Raw genomic sequence first — 18,392 nt, 5'->3', positions numbered from 1 at the left:
CCTCGGGCACGTCCCCGTGGGACCCGGGCTGCTCGATGAGGTCCTCGGGTGGGACCACCGGGGACCCGACCTGTGCGCCGAAGGGCTCTTCGTCGCCGCGCGACGACGCGTGGGAGGCGAGGACCGGTTCGGACCCCTGGGAGGCCGGCTCCTCCACGGCCGGTCCGGGTTCCTCGGATACCATCGCCGGCTCACCGAGCGGGCGGGGAGCGATACGACTCCGGACGAGCCACGTGAGCCCGCCGATCGCGAACCCGAGCCCGGCCCACTGGCTCCCGGACAGCCCGAAGAACGAGGACTCGATGATCTCCCGGTTGCGCGTGAAGTCGATGACCAGCCTCTGCAGCCCGTACCAGAGCGCGAACGTGGCGAAGAGCGCTCCGGCGGGTGGACGCCGCCGAGCCACGGCCGCGAGGACCAGGGCGAGGATCCCGACCCCGATCAGGTCGTAGAGGGCGGTCTGATGGACGACGGCTCCCGGCACGTAGAGAGGGGGGCCGTACCCGGGGGCGAGGTCCGCCCCGGGCGGTATCCGGTAGCCCAGGAAGAAGGTGGTGGCCTCGCCGAGGTGGTCGGCGATGACGATGTCCCCCATGCGCCCGATGGCCACCCCGACGACGAAACCGGGGGCGGCCGCGTCCAGGACGGTCGGGATGTCGTAGTCCCGGCGCCAGAGGTACCCGACGCCCAGCACCAGCCCTCCGATGAACCCGCCGAACATGGTCAGGCCGCCCTCCCAGATGGCGAGGACGTCGCGCAGCGAGGTGAAGCTGTCCAGGTGCCCGAGGACGTAGAACCCGCGGGCGCCGAGGATCGCCCCGAGCGCTCCCCAGGTGACCGCGTTGTAGACCTCCTCGGTCGGGATCCCGCGGGGCTTCGCCCGGCGTGCCATGAGGACCGCACCGAGCAGGAAACCCAGCATCGTCCCGAGGCCGTGCGGCGAGAGCGGGATGCAGGCGTCGCCCAGCCCGATGCACCAGCGCTGGACCGGCTGGTAAGAGATGTAACCCAGCACAGCTTCCATCCCGGTCAGCCTACAAGCACGGTCACCGAACCCCGGTGAACCTTGTCACGGGGGGCTGATAGCATCGAGACCGAAGAGCGAACCTTTAAGGGCTCGTCCAGAGAGGCGAGGAAGGAGCGCACGATGAACGACCATGCCTGCGCCTGCCCCGAACCGGGGGAGGCGCTCCTCATGAGCCGGACGGGCCGTTGAGCGCGCCTCCCGTCGACGGCGCGACCCGCCTGAAGGCGCGCGTCATGGAGCCCGACGACATCCGGCGGGCCGTGACGCGCATCGCCCACGAGATCTGCGAGCGGAACCGCGGGGCCGCCGGCGTGGTCCTCGTCGGGATCAGGACGCGGGGAGCGGTGGTCGCGTCGCGTCTGGCGGGAGCGATCGAGCGCATCGAGGGGGTCCGCCCTCCCCTGGGCTCCCTGGACATCACCCTGTACCGGGACGACATCGCCACCCGCGGTCCGCTGCCGGTCGGCAGCACCGACGTGCCGGACCCGTCCGGACGGGTGGCCGTGCTCGTCGACGACGTCCTGTACACCGGCCGGACCGTCCGGGCCGCCCTCGACGCCCTCACCGACCTCGGACGGCCGACCGCGGTCCAGCTCGCCGTCCTGGTCGACCGAGGCCACCGCGAGCTGCCGATCAGGGCCGACTTCGTGGGGCGGAACCTGCCGACCTCCGGCCGCGAGGACGTCCGGGTCCTGCTCGAGGAGACGGATGGGCAGGAGGGGGTGGAGATCCATGAGCCGGCCTGAGCGCCGCCACCTGCTCTCCATCACCGACCTCGAGCGGGACGAGCTCGAGGACGTGCTGCGCAACGCCGAGGGGTTCGAGGAGATCGGCGCCCGTCCGATCAAGAAGGTCCCCACGCTGCGCGGCCGAACCGTGGTCAACCTCTTCTACGAGAACTCCACGCGCACCCGGGTCTCGTTCGAGATCGCCGCGAAACGGCTCTCGGCGGATGTGGTCAACGTCGCGGCCGCGGCCTCCAGCGTGGCGAAGGGGGAGAGCCTGCGCGACACGGCCCGGACCCTGCTCGCGATGGGAGCCGACGCGATCGTGCTGCGCCACCCGTCCGCCGGGGCTCCCGACCTGCTCGCCCGCAGCGTGGACGCGACCGTGATCAACGCGGGGGACGGCGCGCACGAGCACCCCACCCAGGCCGCCCTGGACCTGTACACCGTGCGCCGCCGGCTCGGCACCCTCGAAGGGCTCCGCGTCGGGATCGTCGGAGACATCGCGCACTCCCGGGTGGCCCGTTCGGTGACGCTCGGCTTCCGGCGCATGGGAGCGTCCGTCACGGTCGTGGGCCCACCCACGATGATCCCGCTCGGGGTCTCCGCGCTCGGGTGTGACGTGTCCCACGACCTCGACGCCGTCCTGCCGACGCTCGACGTCCTGTACCTGCTCAGGCTCCAGAGGGAGCGGCACATGGAGGCCCTGATCCCGTCCGAGCGGGAGTTCGTCGCCCTCTACGGCGTCGACTCCCGGCGCGTGGAGGCCCTCCCCGACCACGCGGTGATCCTGCACCCCGGACCCATGAACCGCGGTGTCGAGATCTCGTGGGACGCCGCCGAGTCCGGGCGCACCCTCATCGTCGACCAGGTGTCGGCGGGGGTGGCGGTCCGGATGTCGCTCCTCTACCACCTGCTCGGACAGAGCCCGGCCGCGGAGGTGGCGTCGTGATCGTCCTGAAGGGTGCGACGGTCTGGCAGGGGGGCGAGGACTTCCGGACGCTCGACGTCGTCGTCGAAGACGAGCGGATAGCCGAGCTGCGAGAGGGGGTCGCGACCCCCAGCGGCGCAGACGTCCTCGACTGCTCGGGCGCGGTGGTGGCACCGGGCTTCGTCGACCTGCACGTCCACCTGCGGGAGCCGGGCTCCGGCGACGACGAGACCATCGCGACCGGGTCGGCCGCCGCGGCGCTGGGCGGGTACACCGCCGTATGCGCGATGCCGAACACCGATCCCCCGGCCGATTCGGCGGCGGTCGTCGAGATGATCCACCGGCGCGGGCGCGAGGTCGGACTCGTCGACGTCCACCCGATCGGGGCGATCACCGCCGGCCGGGCCGGCGAGCGCCTCGCCGCGATGGGGGAGATGCATCGCAGCTCCGCCCGCGTACGTCTCTTCTCCGACGACGGCGACCCCGTCCCCACCGCCCACCTCATGCGGCGCGCCATGGAGTACGCCCGGACGTTCGACGCCGTCCTCATCGAGCACGCCGAGGACCCCTCGATGCGCGGGGGCCATATGCATGAGGGTGAGGTCTCGGCTCTCCTCGGCCTGCCCGGGATACCCGCGGAGGCGGAGGAGATCTGCATCCTCCGCGACCTGGCGCTCCTGAAGCTCACCGGGAGCCGCCTGCACATCGCGCACCTGTCCACGTCGCAGGGAGCCGCCGCGGTGCGAGCGGCGAAGGCGGCCGGGCTCCCGGTCACGTGCGAGGTCACGCCGCACCACCTCGCGCTCACGGACGACGCCCTGCGTGGATTCGACCCCGCCTTCAAGGTGGCACCACCGCTGCGGTCATCCGAACACGTGAAGGCCCTGAAGGAGGCGGTGGCGGACGGGACGGTCGACGCGATAGCCACCGACCACGCGCCGCACGCCCCGCACCGGAAGGACCGCGAGTTCGACCACGCCCCCTGCGGGATGCTCGGCCTCGAGACCGCCCTCGGGGTGGCGGTGGCCGAGCTGGTCGAGCCCGGGATCTGCGGACTCGGACGCGTGCTCGAGCTGATGTCCACCGGGCCGGCGAGGATCCTCGGGGACGACGCGCAGGGGAGGACCCCGGCGCCCGGAGCGCCCGCGAACCTCACCGTCCTGGACCCGACCTCGGTCTGGACGGTCGACCCGGCCGCGCTCGCGTCCGCGAGTCGGAACACGCCCTTCGCCGGTCGGAAGCTCGTCGGCCGGGTGGTCCACACGATGCTCCGCGGACGGCTGACCGTCCGCGACGGGGAGGTGACCAGATGAGCGATGCGCTGCTCGCGCTCGCGGACGGGACCGTCTTCCGAGGCCGCGCCTGGGGAGCGGAGGGGGAGACGTTCGGGGAGGTCGTGTTCAACACGTCCCTCACGGGCTACCAGGAGGTGCTCACCGACCCGTCCTACCACGGACAGGTCGTCGCGATGACCTACCCGCACCAGGGCAGTTACGGGGTGAACGCCCTGGACGAGGAGGCACCGCGCCCCTGGGTCTCGGGGTTCATCATCCGCGATGGCGTGGAGCGGCCCTCGTCCTGGCGCGCCACGGAGGGGCTGCGCGACTACCTCGTCCGGAACGGCATCGTGGCCATCGAGGGCGTCGACACCAGGGCGCTCACGCGGCGGCTGCGGCTCGAGGGAGCGATGACGGGTGGGGTCACCACGCTGGACATCGGGGAGGACGAGTTCGTGGAGCGGGTCCGCAGCGCGCCGCCGCTGGTGGGCCGCGACCTCGTCCGCGAGGTCACGGCCCGGCAGCCCTACGACGTCGACGCCGGGGAGCTGCTGGCGAGCGGTCTCTTCGATCCGTCGATCGAGGGTGCCGACCCGCGTGTCCAGGGCGCGAAGGTCGCGGCGATCGACTACGGGATGAAGCGGAACATCCTGCGGTGCCTCGTCGGTCTGGGCTTCGAGGTCCGGGTCTTCCCGGCGACGACCCCCGCGGCCGAGGTGCTCGCGTGGGGACCGGACGGGGTCTTCCTGTCCAACGGACCCGGCGACCCGTCAGCGCTCCCGTACGCGATAGAGAACATCCGAGCCGTCCTCGATTCCCGAACGCCGACCTTCGGCATCTGTCTCGGCCACCAGCTCCTGGGCACCGCGCTGGGCGCGACCACGTACAAGCTGAAGTTCGGACACCGCGGGGCCAACCACCCGGTGAAGTCGCTCGTCACGGGTCGCGTCGAGATCACCTCCCACAACCACGGTTTCGCGGTGAAGACCGGGTTGGACCCGACCGAGGGCGGGGAGGCGTGGCAGGTGCTCGCCCGCTCGAAGGCGGACGACTGGGTCTGGAGGTCGCGGTACGGAGACGTCGCGCTGACCCATTTCGACCTCAACGACGGGACGTTGGAGGGGGTGCGGGCCCTGGAGATACCGGCCTACTCGGTCCAGTACCATCCGGAAGCCGCGCCGGGACCGCACGACTCGCGGTACCTGTTCGCCGAGTTCGTCGAGCTGATAGCTGGGAGGACAGATGCAGGTCGGTAGGAGAGCGCGCGTGGTGGCACTCGAACGCCCGGCGGCCGGGGACCGGGAGGCCTATCTGGAGCAGGATGGGCTGCTCGTGCGGCGGCTGAACGTCCCCTGGGAGTCGCACCTCGGCGCCCTCTGGGAGCTGCGGATGGACGACGGGCAGCTGGTCGTCTTCTCGGAGAGCGAGCTCCGGCAGCTGGGCCGAGACGGCAGGCCGGAGGAGTCGGAGATCCCCGGCCTCCAGGAGGCCTGGGGCGAGGCTCCCAGACGGACCTCGTACCCGTTCCAGAGGTTGGGAGGAGGCAGCGGCGCCGCGACCGCGCTGCTCGCCTTCGTGGTCTTCGCCATCGCGGGGGTGCTGCTGATCTGGTCCGGGCTCGCCCAGACGAACATGGCTCTCGCCGGTGCAGGTGCGGTCCTCATACTCGTCGGGATGGGCGCCGCCGCGGCGCTGGTGTCCTAGGTGCCGCGCCGCGACGACATAGAGACGATCCTGATCGTCGGGGCCGGTCCGATCGTGATCGGTCAGGCCGCGGAGTTCGACTACTCGGGTACGCAGGCCTGCAAGGTCCTGCGCGAGGACGGGTTCCGGGTGATCCTCGTGAACTCCAACCCGGCGACGATCATGACCGATCCCGAGTTCGCCGACCGCACCTACATCGAGCCGATCCTGCCCGAGGTCGTCGAGGCGATCATCGAGAAGGAACGACCGGACGCGCTCCTCCCGACCCTCGGGGGCCAGACGGCCCTCAACACCGCGGTCTCCCTGGCCGAGTCGGGGGTGCTGGAGCGCTACGGGGTGGAGCTCATAGGCGCGAAGCTCGAGGCGATCCGCAAGGCGGAGGACCGCCAGCTGTTCAAGGAGGCGATGCAGCGGATCGGCCTCGAGTGCGCGCGGTCCGGGTACGCGTACACCCTCGCGGAGGCCCGCAACATCGCCGGGGCCATCGGGTACCCGGTCGTGGTCCGGCCCTCGTTCATCCTCGGGGGTGCCGGGTCGGGCGTCGCGAACGATCCCGACGAGCTCGACCGGATCGTCACCGAGGGGTTCGAGTTCTCACCCGTGCACGAGGTGTTGATCGAAGAGTCGCTGCTCGGGTGGAAGGAGTACGAGCTCGAGGTGATGCGCGACCTGGCCGACAACGTCGTCATCATCTGCTCGATCGAGAACCTCGACCCGATGGGGGTCCACACCGGCGACTCGATCACCGTCGCGCCCGCCCAGACCCTGACCGACCGCGAGTACCAGCGGATGAGGGACGCGGCGATGAGGTGCATCCGCGAGATCGGCGTGGAGACGGGCGGGTCCAACATCCAGTTCGCCGTCGACCCGGCCACCGGACGGATGATCGTCATCGAGATGAACCCCCGCGTCTCCCGGTCTTCCGCGCTCGCGTCGAAGGCGACGGGTTTCCCGATCGCGAAGATCGCGGCGAAGCTCGCCGCGGGGTACCTGCTGGAGGAGATCCCCAACGACATCACCCGGCAGACCCCGGCCTCGTTCGAGCCGACCATCGATTACGTCGTCGTCAAGATCCCCCGCTTCGCGTTCGAGAAGTTCCCGGGTACCGACCCCGTCCTGACGACCAAGATGAAGTCGATCGGCGAGGCGATGGCGATCGGGCGCACCTTCCCGGAGGCCCTGCAGAAGGGCATCAGGTCGCTCGAGACCGGGCGCGCCGGGCTGAACGCCGACCCGGCCGAGGCGGAGCTGCCCACGGACGTGGACGAGCTGCTCGACCTGTGCCGGCCGCCGGGGACCGAGCGGCTGTTCGCGGTCGAGGCGGCCCTCCGCGCAGGCGCATCGGTCGAGCAGGTGCACGAGGCGAGCCGGATCGACCCGTGGTTCCTCGACCAGATGCTCTCGATCGTCGAGGCCCGCACCAAGATCGAGTCGGGCGCCATGTCCGTCGACGAGGCCAAGCCGCTCGGGTTCTCCGACGCCCAGCTCGCGTACCTGACGGGTGGGAGCGAGGCGGACGTCCGGGCGCAGCGGACACGCCGTCCCGCCTACAAGGTGGTCGACACCTGCGCGGCCGAGTTCGAGGCGTACACGCCGTACTACTACTCGACCTACGAGGAGGAGTCCGAGGCTCGTCCGAACCCCGGCAGGTCCGTCGTGATCCTCGGATCCGGACCCAACCGGATCGGACAGGGCATCGAGTTCGACTACTGCTGCGTGCACGCCGCCTTCGCGCTAGCCGACCTCGGGATCGACTCGGTCATGGTCAACTGCAACCCCGAGACCGTCTCCACCGACTACGACACGTCCACGCGCCTGTACTTCGAGCCGCTCACGCTCGAGGACGTCCTGCACATCATCGAGATCGAGCAGCCGGTCGGGGTGGTCCTGCAGCTCGGGGGTCAGACCCCCCTGAAGCTCGCCCTCGCCTTGGAGGAGGCCGGCGTCCCGATCCTGGGCACCCAGCCGGACGCGATCGACACGGCCGAGGACCGGGGCCGCTTCGGCGCGCTCCTGGAGAAGCTGGGGATCCCCCATCCGCCGTACGGGACAGCCACGTCCTCCGCGGAGGCGCTCGAGATCTCGCGTCGCATCGGGTATCCGGTGCTCGTCCGGCCCTCGTACGTCCTGGGCGGCCGGGCCATGGAGATCGTCTACACCGACGAGATGCTCGACCGGTACATCGCCACCGCCGCGCGCGTGGAGCCGGGAGCTCCCATCCTCGTCGACAAGTTCCTCGAGGACGCCGTCGAGATCGACGTGGACGCGATCTACGACGGACAGGAGCTGCTCGTCGGGGGGATCCTCGAGCACATCGAGGAGGCGGGGATCCACTCCGGCGACTCCGCGTGCGTGATCCCGCCGCACACGCTGGGCAACGACGACATCCGGACCGTCGTCGACCACACGAAAGCGATAGCCCACGCGCTGGGCGTGCGGGGTCTCATCAACGTCCAGTTCGCCGTGCGCGACGGGGTGGTCTACGTGATCGAGGCGAACCCCAGGGCGTCGCGGACCGTGCCGTTCTGCTCGAAGGTCCTGGGCGTCCCGCTGGCCAAGGTGGCCACCTGGGTCATGACCGGGCTGACGCTCGCCGAGCTCCGGGAGCGCGGGCTCCTGCACCCGACCCCGTGGATCCAGGACCTTCCGTACACCGCCGTGAAGGAGGCCGTGCTCCCGTTCTCGCGTTTCCCAGGCACCGACACGCTGCTCGGCCCGGAGATGCGGTCCACCGGCGAGGTCATGGGCATCGACCCGGAGTTCGGACGGGCCTTCGCGAAGGCGGAGGCGGGAGCCGGGATCAAGCTGCCGAACTCGGGCTCCATCTTCCTGTCGGTGCGCAACAAGGACAAGAGGGCGGTCATCTTCCCGGCGAAGCGCTTGACCCAGCTCGGGTTCGAGATCTTCTCCACCTCCGGGACGGCCGAGATCCTCAGGCGCAACGGGGTCCCGGCGCAGGCGGTGGCGAAGATCGGCGAGAGCAAGCCGGACGTGGTCGACCTCGTCGCCTCGGGCAAGGTGGACCTGATCGTCAACACCCCGATGGGGCGCGGTCCCCGGGCGGACGGGTACCAGATCCGGACCGCGGCGGTCGTCCACGGCGTGCCTTGCATCACGACGATGTCCGGCGCGCAGGCCGCGGTCCAGGGCATCGAGTCGCAGATGGGCGGAATCACCGTCGCGCCGCTCCAGGACTACCACCGGTTGATAGGTTCGGACGCCCCCGGCTCGGACGCTCCCGGTACGAACGACGCGGAGGGCGCCTGATGGTCTGGTCCGGACAGGCCGAGGTCTTCGACTACAAGCGGCTCGGGGACCCTTACCACGTCCTCACGATCGTGGCCCCCGAGATCAGCTCGAACGCCGTCCCCGGACAGTTCATCGCCATCAGGCTCCCGGAGGACAACTCGCTGCTGCTGCGGCGTCCGTTCTCCATCCATCGGGTGGACCGCCGTCCAGGGTGGGCGGGGACGATCGAGATCGTCTTCGACGTCCGCGGCCGGGGGACCGAGCTCCTCTCCCGGGCCCGGCCCCACACCCCGTTGGACGTCCTCGGCCCCCTCGGGCGTCCGTTCCGGCTGCCGAAGGAGCCGACCACGTGTCTCCTGGTCGGCGGCGGGATCGGGTCGGCGCCGCTGCTCTTCCTCGCCCAGGAGCTCCGCGACCACGGCAACACCGTCCACTTCATCATCGGCGGCCGCACGCAGGACCACCTCCTCCGTCCCATCGAGGCGAAGCGGGTGGCGCTGACCGTCCACTTCACGACCGACGACGGCTCGGCGGGGCACGAGGGGGTCGTGACCGACGTCCTGCCCGATGTCGTCGCGCAGACCGGGAGCCGCGTCGTCTACGCGTGCGGGCCGACCCCCATGCTGCGCGCGGTCGCGCTGGCCGCCCGCCAGCTGCGGCTCCCGAGCCAGGTCGCGTGGGAAGAGGTCATGGCGTGCGGGTTCGGCGCGTGCCTCGTCTGCGCCGTCCCGGTCCGCCTCGATCCACGCGACGGCGCCGATCAAGGGTGGGCCTGGGTGCGCTGCTGCACGGAGGGTCCGGTCTTCAGCGGATCGAGGGTCGCCTGGGACATGGTGGGCGCCACGAAGGCGGGGACCCACGGATGAGGCCGGTCTCGGAGATGTCCGTCCCGGCTGGGCTCGAGCCGAAGCTGGCCGTGGACCTGGGGGAGGGGATCCGCCTCCCGAACCCGTGCCTGGCCGCGTCCGGGTGCTACCACTACGGGAGGGAGTTCGAGCCGTACGTCGACCTCTCCGAGCTCGGCGGGATCATCGTGAAGAGCCTCTCGGTCCGTCCCTGGCCGGGTCACCCCCCGCCCCGGGGAGCCGAGACCCCATCGGGGATGCTCAACGCGATCGGACTCCAGAACCCGGGCGTGGAGGCGTTCGCCGAGCGGGAGCTCCCGTGGCTCGTGAAGCACCGGGTTCCCGTCTTCGCCTCCATCGTCGGGAACACGGTGGAGGAGTTCATACGCGTGGCCGAGCGGCTGAGGGGGGCCCCGGGGATCGTGGGCATCGAGGTCAACATCTCGTGTCCGAACCTCGAGGACCGGTCCAGGATGTTCTCGTCGCGCGAGGAGACCACCGCCGCGGTGATCCGCGGGGTGAAGCGAGTGGCGACGCAGCCGGTGTTCACGAAGCTCTCCCCGGACGTCACCGACATCGTCGCGATCGCCCGAGCCGCCATCGACGCCGGCACCTACGGGCTCTCGGTCATGAACACGACGCTGGGCATGGCCATCGACGTGGAGGAGTTCAAACCGAAGCTGTCCACCCTCACGGGAGGCCTCTCCGGACCCGCCGTCAAACCGATCGCCATCCGCTGCGTCTTCCAGGTCTCCCAGGCGTTCCCGGACGTACCACTGATCGGACAGGGGGGCATCCGGACCGGCGCCGACGTCGCCGAGTTCATGCTCGCGGGCGCCAGCGCCGTCGCCATCGGCACCGCGAACTTCGTGGAGCCGGCCGCGATGCGCCGCATCATCGGCGAGCTGCGTTCGTACCTGCAGCGCAAGCAGATCCGAGACGTGAACGCGCTCAGGACGATGCTCAGGCTGCCATGAGCGTCCTCGAGCCCGGCGTCTGCGTAGCCCTCGACGTCCCCACGCTCGACGAGGCGCGGGCGGTCGTCCGGGAGCTGTCGCCGATCGTGCCCGTCTTCAAGGTCGGCCTGGAGCTCTTCTGCGCCGAGGGTCCGAGGACGGTCGATGTCGTGCTCGAGTCGGGAGCCCAGGTCTTCCTGGACCTGAAGGTGAACGACATACCCAACACCGCGGCGGCCGCCGTGCGCGAGGCGGGCAAGCGCGGTGCGTCCTTCATCACGATCCACGGGTTCGGGGGCAGGGAGATGGTCCGGGCGGCGGTCGAGGCGTCCCGGGAGCAGGGGGGCCCGCAGCTGCTCGTGGTGAGCGCGCTCACGAGCTTCGATGACGCGTTCCTGGCCGAGGTGGGAGTGGTCGGCGGCGTCCGCCAGCACGCGATGCGGATCGGCCGGATGGCCGCGGAGGAGGGAGCCGGCGGGCTGGTGCTGTCCCCGCGGGAGCTCGACGTCGTGCGCAGCGCCCTGCCGCACCTGCTGCTCTGCACGCCGGGCGTCCGGCCGGCCGGGACGGGGATGGACGATCACCGCCGGGCGCTGACGCCGGCCGAGGCGGTGATCGGCGGGGCCGACCTGATCGTGGTCGGACGCCCGATCCTGAAGGCCGCCGACCGGGTGGCCGCCGCGCGCGCACTCATCGAAGAGGTGCGGGAGGCAGAGGCGAGCCGGGAAGGGAGACGCGCGCACGAGGTCGTGTCCGTGCCGATAGCCGAGGCCGAGGAGGCCGACCTCATGGAGGACCCGTGAACCAAGCCGAGGTACTGAGCGCGTTCGAGAGATCCGACGCGATCCGGACCGGTCACTTCAAGCTCTCGTCCGGACTGCATTCAGACACCTACCTGCAATGCGCGCTCGTGCTGCAGCACCCGGGCATCTCCGAGCGGCTCGGACACGAGCTCGGGACCCGGTTGGCCGAGCACGAGCCGTCCGTCGTCCTCGGGCCCGCGATGGGCGGGGTGATCATCGCGCACGAGACGGCCCGCTTCCTGGGCGTCCGCGCCTTGTTCGCCGAACGCGTCGACGGCGCCCTCGCCCTGAGGCGCGGCTTCGCCCTCGATCCGGGCGACCGAGTCGTCGTGGTCGAGGACGTGGTGACGACGGGACGGTCCCCCCGCGAGGCCATCGATCTCGCCAAGGAGGCGGGCGCCGAGGTGGTCGCGGTCGGCGCGATAGTGGACCGTTCGTCCGACGCCTCGTTCGGGGTCCCCTTCGAGTGGCTCGCCAGGGTCGATGCTCACTCCTGGGCCCCCGAGACATGTCCGCTCTGCGCGTCCGGAGACGAGCCGACCTCGCCCGGCAGCCGTCATCTCGTGAGGTAGGGATGGGCGATGTAGCGGCCGATCGCGCCGTTGGCACCCAAAGGGGCGAACGCTATACTGCACGCGGTTCCACGGGGGGCGTCGGGCCTACAAGGAGGATCGCTCATGCCGCTTCCACCTCTGTCCGAAGAGCAACGCAAGGCCGCTCTGGAGAAGGCCGCGGAAGCACGCCGCCGTCGCGCGGAGATCAAGGCGAAGCTCAAGAACGGCTCGATGGGGCTCACCGAGGTGCTCCGGGACTCGGACAACGACGAGATCGTCGGGAAGATGAAGGTCTCGGCGATGCTCGAGGCTCTTCCCGGGGTGGGGAAGGTGCGCGCGCAGAAGGTCATGGAGGAGCTCGGGATCTCGACGACGCGCCGTCTGCGCGGCCTGGGCGAGAAGCAGCGCACCGCGCTCAGGGAGCGGTTCGGGAAGTAGCCGGCCACGGTCGCCTGATCGTGGTGTCCGGCCCCTCCGGGGTCGGGAAGGGCACCGTCATCGCCGAGCTGCGTCGCCGTCGTCCGGAGCTCGGGATGTCCGTGTCGTGGACGACGCGTGCGATGCGGCCCGGCGAGCAGGACGGCGTCCACTACCGCTTCGTGACCGAGGAGCGGTTCCGGACCGCTATCGACGAGGACGCGTTCGTCGAGTGGGAGGAGTACCGCGGAGCACGGTACGGAACCCCCTGGTCCGAGATCGAGCGCGCGGCCGGCGACGGCCGGGACGTGATCCTGGAGATAGACGTCCGGGGCGCCATGTCGATAAAGGAGCTCTTCCCACATGCGCTCACCGTCTTCGTGGAGCCGCCCACCGTGTCCGACCTCGAACGGAGGCTTAGAGGCCGAGCCACGGACACCCCCGAGCAGATCGCCGCGCGACTGGAAGCCGCCCGGACCGAGCTCGGCTACCGCGACCGTTTCGACCACACCGTGCTGAACGACGAGGTGTCGGCCGCGGTCGACCGGCTCGAAGCTATACTGGACGCGTAGCCGGCGCGCGCGCGCCGATCTCCGACCGAGGAGCAACCCCATGATCGAACCGAAGATCGAGCATCTGCTCGACCGGGTGGACAACCAGTACACGATGGTCGTCCTCTCGGCCAGGCGCGCTCGTCAGATCACCGACTACTACGCGACGCTGGGCGCGGGTGCCGTGGAGAAGCCGCTGCCGCCGCTCCTGGACACGTCGGTGCACGGCATGAAGCCGCTCTCGGTCTCGTTCCAGGAGATCGTGACCGACCGGGTCGGCTGGGAGCGGCCACCGGAGGCCGAAGAGACCATCAAGTAACCCCCCGCGCCGGTCGGGAGGGTCGTCCTACCGAGAGGCCGCCATGCTTAGCGGACGCCGGGTCACGGTCGGGGTCTGTGGGTCCATCGCCTGCTACAAGCTGGTCGAGGTCGTCCGTCGCCTCTCGAAGCTGGGAGCCGAGGTCCGGGTCGCGATGACCCCCGGCGCCACCCGGTTCGTCGCTCCGGCGACCTTCGCCGCCGTCAGCGGCTCCCCCGTGCTCACCGACCTGTTCACCGAGGCGGAACGGGTCGCGCACGTTGAGCTCGGGCGGTGGGCGGAGGTTCTCGTGGTGGGCGGCGCCACGGCCACCACCCTGGAACGCCTCGCCTCCGGCGCCGCCGACGAACCGGTCTCGGCCACCTACCTCATGTGCCGGGCTCCCGTCGTCCTGGCGCCCGCGATGCACACGGAGATGTGGGAGCACCCTGCGGTCCGGCGCAACGTGGACCGCCTCGTGGCAGACGGCGTGACCCTCGTGGGTCCGGACACGGGCGACCTCGCTTCGGGGGACCACGGCGTCGGCCGCCTGGCGGACCCGGAGGCCGTGGTCGCAGCCGTCGTGGCCGCCTGCGGTCCACGCGATATGGACGGGCTCCGCGTCCTCGTGACGGCCGGTCCGACCCGGGAGCCGCTCGACCCCGTCCGGTACATCTCGAACCACTCGAGCGGCCGGATGGGGTACGCCCTGGCCGCGGACGCCGTACGCCGCGGAGCGCACGTGACCCTGGTGACGGGCCCGTCCGCCCTCGCCCCGCCCCCCGGAACGGATGTCGTGCGCGTCACGACGGCGCAGCAGATGTTGGACGAGTGCCTGTCCCGGTTCGACGAGGTCGACGTCGTGGTCAAGGCGGCCGCGGTCGCCGACCAGCGTCCGGTCGCCACATCGGACCACAAGCTGCCCAAGGATGGGCTGTCCGACCGGCTCGAGCTCGAGCCGACGCCGGATATCGCCTCCGAGCTCGGACGCAAGAAGGGCGCCCAGCTGCTCGTCCTGTTCGCGGCCGAGACCGACGACCCCGTCGCGCGGGCCCGCGAGAAGCTGTCCCGCAAGCGAGCCGACCTGATCATCGCCAACCTCGTCGGACGGCCCGGAACGGGCTTCGACAGCGAGACGAACGACGCGGCCCTCGTCACCGAGGCGGGAGCCGAGCCCCTTCCCCGCATGCGCAAGGAGCAGCTGGCGACGCGCATCTGGGACCGGGTCCTGCTCCAACTCGGCGACCCCGCCGAGGGTTAGACTGAGGGGTCCCCCAACCACTGATCGGAGGCCGCGCCATGTCTCATCGCTGGGTGTTCACGTCCGAATCCGTCACGGAGGGCCACCCGGACAAGCTCGCCGACCAGATCTCCGACGCCATCCTGGACGCGATCCTGGAGAGCGACCCATTCGGGCGGGTGGCCTGCGAGACGCTCGTGACGACCGGGTTCTGCGTGATCGCCGGCGAGATCTCCACCTCGACCTACGTCGACATCCCGAAGATCGTGCGCCGGACGATCAGCGAGGTCGGGTACACGCGCGCGAAGTACGGCTTCGACGGAGAGACGTCCGGTGTGACCGTCGCGATCCAGGAGCAGTCGCGCGACATCGAGCAGGGCGTGAGCGAGGCCTTGGAGACGCGCAAGGAGGGGTCCGACGACGAGCTGGACGAGCTCGGCGCGGGAGACCAGGGGATGATGTTCGGGTACGCCTGCGACGAGGGCCTCGACACCGAGCTGATGCCCACGCCGATCTGGCTGGCGCACCGGCTGGCCCAGAGGCTGGCCGACGTTCGCAAGGCCGGTGTCCTGCCCTACCTGCGCCCCGACGGGAAGACGCAGGTCACGATCGCCTACGAGGGGTGGCGGCCCGTCTCCCTGGACACCGTCCTGATCTCGGCCCAGCACGCCCCCGATGTCGATATCGACTCCCTGCTCACCCCGGACCTCATCGAGCACGTCATCAAGCCGACCGTGCCGGACGAGCTGTGGAACGACGACGTGCGCGTCTTCGTGAACCCGACCGGGCGCTTCGTGATCGGGGGTCCGCAGGCCGACACCGGACTCACCGGCCGGAAGGTGATCGTCGACACGTACGGCGGGATGGGACGGCACGGCGGTGGGTGCTTCTCCGGCAAGGACCCGACGAAGGTCGACCGCACGGGCGCCTACGCGGCGCGCGACGTCGCCAAGCACGTCGTGGCGTCCGGGGCGGCCTCCCGGTGCGAGGTGGAGCTCGCGTACGCGATCGGGACGGCGCACCCGCTGTCCCTCACGGTCGACACGTTCGCCACGTCGCAGGTCGACCCGGAGGCGCTCACCAACCTCGTCCGCGACTTCTTCGACCTCCGCCCCGCGGCGATCATCCGCGACCTCGACCTCCGTCGGCCGATCTACCGCAACACGGCCGCGTACGGACACTTCGGCCGCACGGAGAAGGACTTCACGTGGGAGCGGACACGGCGGCTCGACGAGTTCAAGCGCGCCGTGGAGTCGCTGTAGCCGGGTGACGGCGCGGTTCTGCCGCGTAGCCGTCGACTCCCCGGTCTGGGCGCTCGACCGCCCCTTCGACTACGAGATCCCCGCGAGGTTCATCGGCCGCGTCGCCGTGGGCAGCGTCGTCCGGGTGCCGTTGCACGGCCGACGGGTCCGGGCGTTCGTCACCGAGCTCGTCGACGCCCCCGAGGTCGCGACCACCAAACCCCTCTCGGCGCTCGTCTCCGAGCAGCCCCTGTACACCTCGGACGAGATCGCCGTGGCGCGGACGATCGCCCGGCGCTACCTCGCGACGGTAGGACAGGTACTGCACCACGGGGTGCCGGGTAGGTACTCGGCGCCGAAGGACAGCGACCCTCCCGTCCGCGGCGCCCCGGTCGCGTCGGACCGCCCACCGTGGCTCGAGGAGGAGCGCGGCCCGTGGGAAGAGCCCCGGCACGAAGCGCTGCTCGTCGCACCCTCTCCAGCGGCCGAGGAGGAGGCGGTCTCGTACGCCGCGACGCGGGTCCGGGGAGGTGTGCTCGTCGTTGCGCCGCATCCAGCCCGGGTCGAGGAGATGGCCCGCGCGCTCGGGGGCGTCGCCCTGCACGGCGACAGCAGGCCCGGCCAGCGCGCGGCCGCCTGGGCGGCCGCCCGGGAGGGGGCCGCTCGGGTCGTGTGCGTGAGCCGAGCGGGGATCCTCGCCCCCGTCCCCGACCTCGCCCTCGTCTGGGTGTGCGGAGCCCACGAGCGCACGTTGAAGGAGGAGCGGACCCCGCGTCTCCACGCCCTGCGCGCCGCCCGGATGCGGGCGGACCAGGCGGGTGCGGCGTTCGTGGCCTCTTCCCCGGCTCCCCCCCTCGAGCTCTGGGCGGACCCGGGGGTCCGCCATCTCCAGGTGGCCCGGTCGGCGTACCGGACGGTCCGTCCAGAGGTGGTTGGGCTGCGGTCCGATCCGGTCACCCCGCGATTGCTGGACACGGTCCGTTCGGCGATCGCATCGGGCCGCGACGCCCTGGTCGTGATCACGCGTCGGGGGTCCGCGCTGCGGGTCCGATGCCGCGACTGCGGCTGGTACCCGAGGTGTCCGGACTGCCGGGTCGGTCTGGTGGTGATGTCCGACCGGCTGCGGTGCCGGGGGTGCGGGCGCGATCAGCGGATACCCGACCGATGCGCCTCCTGTCAGGGTGAGCGCCTCGACGCGGCCGGGTGGGGGAGCGACCGGCTCGCCGACTCCCTCGGCTCCCACGACCTCGGCGCCCCGGTGCTGAAGGTGGACGCGGACACCGCGCTGCCGAAGAAGCGGCCGCGGCCGGCCGTCGTCGTAGGGACGTTCGCCGCGGTGGGCGCGGTCCGCTCGGCCGATCTCGGCGCTGTCGTCGCCGCCGACCTGGATCAGCTCCTGGGGCGGCCGGACTTCCGGGCGGCCGAACGCACGCTAGGCGCACTAGAGGGGCTCGCTGGTCTGGTCGGGCCGGGCGGACGGATGCTCGTACAGACCCGGGAGGCCGAGCACCACGCCGTGCAGGCGTTCACGCGTCGCTCGTACCGGCACTTCGCCGAACGCGAGCTGCCCCTGAGGGAGCAGGCCGCCTACCCGCCGTACGGGGTCGTGGTCGCGGCCGACGTCGAGGCGGCACACGTGGACGCGCTGGCCGCCGCCGCCTCGTCCGGGGGAGGTCTCCTCGTCGGATCGATCCCGCGCCCGGGCGGCCGCATGTCCTCGCTCGTGCGCGCCCCCGAGCTCGATCCGCTCATCGAGCCGCTGCGGGAGTTCGTCGCCTCACACGCGACCGCCCGGGTGGACGTCGACCCGGTCGACGTCCTGTAGCCGCGGCCCGCGCGCGCGGCCGGTACCCTTGACGCGTCATGGCCGTCCTCCCTATGCGCTACTTCCCCGATCCGGTCCTGCGCGAGCCGACCCAGCGTGTGGGCTCGGTCGACGACGACGTCCGGAAGCTGATCGCGGACATGGCGGAGACCATGGAGGACGTGGGGTACGGCATCGGCCTCGCTGCGCCGCAGGTGGGGGTCCAGCGGCGGGTGCTGGTCTACGACATAGGGGACGGTCTGCACGCACTCGTCGACCCGGAGATATACGAGCGTGAGGGGTCCCAGACCGACGAGGAGGGTTGCCTCTCGATCCCCGGCATCGCCTTCCCGGTCGAGCGCGCCCTGACGATCCGCGTGAGGGGACTCGACGCGGATGGGCGTCCACTGGACGCGGAGGTGTCGGAGCTCGAGGCGCGTGTGATCCAGCACGAGGTCGACCACCTCGACGGGGTGCTCTTCATCGACCGCCTCGACCGCGAGGTGCGCCGGGAGGCGATGCGCATCCTGCGGGAACGGGCCCTCGGGGGCGGGGGAACCGTCCCGGGCGCGGCTCCCCGCATGTAGATGCGGGTCGTCTACATGGGGACCCCCCACGCCTCGGTCCCGTCGCTCCGCGCCGTCGCCGAGGCGTTCGAGGTGCCAGCCGTGTACACCCAGCCTGACCGGCCTCGGGGGAGGGGCCGGGAGACGCTGCCCTCCCCGGTGAAGGAAGCCGCGCTCGAGCTGGGACTCCGCGTGGTGGAGCCC

The 18,392-nt window shown here is 71.2% G+C and carries 19 protein-coding genes; 18 read left to right on the top strand and 1 reads right to left on the bottom strand.

What is annotated here, in order from left to right:
- Positions 1-1,024, bottom strand: a 1,024-nt coding sequence (locus VM840_09750; protein HVL81862.1) for a prolipoprotein diacylglyceryl transferase family protein, incomplete at its 3' end; no start/stop codon positions are given.
- Positions 1,025-1,260: 236 nt separating this feature from the next.
- Between VM840_09750 and pyrR the strand changes: the two genes are divergently transcribed.
- The 18 genes from pyrR to VM840_09660 form a co-directional block, all read left to right on the top strand.
- The gene (gene pyrR / locus VM840_09745) at positions 1,261-1,773 is read left to right on the top strand and encodes a bifunctional pyr operon transcriptional regulator/uracil phosphoribosyltransferase PyrR (protein HVL81861.1); all 513 of its coding nucleotides are present in this window, start codon (positions 1,261-1,263) and stop codon (positions 1,771-1,773) included.
- Positions 1,760-2,704: an aspartate carbamoyltransferase catalytic subunit gene (locus VM840_09740; protein ID HVL81860.1), complete on the top strand. Its 945-nt coding sequence runs from the start codon at positions 1,760-1,762 to the stop codon at positions 2,702-2,704. The genes pyrR and VM840_09740 overlap by 14 nt, the downstream gene beginning before the upstream one ends.
- A gap of 5 nt (positions 2,705-2,709) precedes the next feature.
- Positions 2,710-3,996 carry a dihydroorotase gene (locus VM840_09735; GenBank protein ID HVL81859.1) on the top strand — a complete coding sequence of 429 codons (1,287 nt, stop codon included), beginning with the start codon at positions 2,710-2,712 and terminating at the stop codon, positions 3,994-3,996.
- Positions 3,993-5,216 (top strand): glutamine-hydrolyzing carbamoyl-phosphate synthase small subunit, encoded by a 1,224-nt coding sequence (carA, locus tag VM840_09730; GenBank protein HVL81858.1) that lies wholly within the window; start codon positions 3,993-3,995, stop codon positions 5,214-5,216. Before VM840_09735 ends, carA begins: the two co-directional genes overlap by 4 nt.
- A 13-nt stretch (positions 5,217-5,229) precedes the next feature.
- A complete protein-coding gene (locus VM840_09725) occupies positions 5,230-5,664 on the top strand; it encodes a hypothetical protein (GenBank protein ID HVL81857.1) in 435 nt (144 codons plus the stop codon).
- Positions 5,665-8,931 carry a carbamoyl-phosphate synthase large subunit gene (gene carB / locus VM840_09720; protein HVL81856.1) on the top strand — a complete coding sequence of 1,089 codons (3,267 nt, stop codon included), beginning with the start codon at positions 5,665-5,667 and terminating at the stop codon, positions 8,929-8,931.
- Positions 8,931-9,779, top strand: a complete 849-nt coding sequence (locus tag VM840_09715; GenBank protein HVL81855.1) for a dihydroorotate dehydrogenase electron transfer subunit — start codon at positions 8,931-8,933, stop codon at positions 9,777-9,779. The genes carB and VM840_09715 overlap by 1 nt, the downstream gene beginning before the upstream one ends.
- The gene (locus VM840_09710) at positions 9,776-10,735 is read left to right on the top strand and encodes a dihydroorotate dehydrogenase (GenBank protein HVL81854.1); all 960 of its coding nucleotides are present in this window, start codon (positions 9,776-9,778) and stop codon (positions 10,733-10,735) included. Before VM840_09715 ends, VM840_09710 begins: the two co-directional genes overlap by 4 nt.
- The gene (pyrF, locus tag VM840_09705) at positions 10,732-11,517 is read left to right on the top strand and encodes an orotidine-5'-phosphate decarboxylase (GenBank protein HVL81853.1); all 786 of its coding nucleotides are present in this window, start codon (positions 10,732-10,734) and stop codon (positions 11,515-11,517) included. The genes VM840_09710 and pyrF overlap by 4 nt, the downstream gene beginning before the upstream one ends.
- On the top strand, positions 11,514-12,089 hold the full coding sequence (gene pyrE / locus VM840_09700; protein ID HVL81852.1) for an orotate phosphoribosyltransferase: 576 nt from the start codon (positions 11,514-11,516) through the stop codon (positions 12,087-12,089). Before pyrF ends, pyrE begins: the two co-directional genes overlap by 4 nt.
- Before the next feature lie 105 nt (positions 12,090-12,194).
- Positions 12,195-12,509: an integration host factor, actinobacterial type gene (mihF, locus tag VM840_09695; GenBank protein HVL81851.1), complete on the top strand. Its 315-nt coding sequence runs from the start codon at positions 12,195-12,197 to the stop codon at positions 12,507-12,509.
- Between the two features lie 20 nt (positions 12,510-12,529).
- Positions 12,530-13,060: a guanylate kinase gene (gene gmk / locus VM840_09690; protein HVL81850.1), complete on the top strand. Its 531-nt coding sequence runs from the start codon at positions 12,530-12,532 to the stop codon at positions 13,058-13,060.
- A 40-nt stretch (positions 13,061-13,100) separates the two neighbouring features.
- A complete protein-coding gene (gene rpoZ, locus VM840_09685) occupies positions 13,101-13,358 on the top strand; it encodes a DNA-directed RNA polymerase subunit omega (protein ID HVL81849.1) in 258 nt (85 codons plus the stop codon).
- 43 nt (positions 13,359-13,401) lie between these two features.
- Entirely contained in the window at positions 13,402-14,598 is a 1,197-nt protein-coding gene (gene coaBC / locus VM840_09680) for a bifunctional phosphopantothenoylcysteine decarboxylase/phosphopantothenate--cysteine ligase CoaBC (GenBank protein HVL81848.1), read from the top strand.
- A 38-nt stretch (positions 14,599-14,636) separates the two neighbouring features.
- Positions 14,637-15,839, top strand: a complete 1,203-nt coding sequence (gene metK, locus VM840_09675; protein ID HVL81847.1) for a methionine adenosyltransferase — start codon at positions 14,637-14,639, stop codon at positions 15,837-15,839.
- 4 nt (positions 15,840-15,843) lie between these two features.
- The gene (locus tag VM840_09670; GenBank protein ID HVL81846.1) at positions 15,844-17,643 is read left to right on the top strand and encodes a hypothetical protein; all 1,800 of its coding nucleotides are present in this window, start codon (positions 15,844-15,846) and stop codon (positions 17,641-17,643) included.
- Positions 17,644-17,681: 38 nt separating this feature from the next.
- Positions 17,682-18,209, top strand: a complete 528-nt coding sequence (def, locus tag VM840_09665) for a peptide deformylase (protein ID HVL81845.1) — start codon at positions 17,682-17,684, stop codon at positions 18,207-18,209.
- Positions 18,210-18,392 (top strand): methionyl-tRNA formyltransferase (locus VM840_09660; GenBank protein HVL81844.1); only part of this gene is annotated, 183 nt, incomplete at its 3' end. It lies immediately after the preceding gene.

Source organism: Actinomycetota bacterium, assembly GCA_035540895.1.
Taxonomy (GTDB): Bacteria; Actinomycetota; JAICYB01; order JAICYB01; family JAICYB01; genus DATLFR01.
Note: the sequence above shows the minus strand (reverse complement) of the source record. Positions and strands in the feature narration are given on the sequence as shown.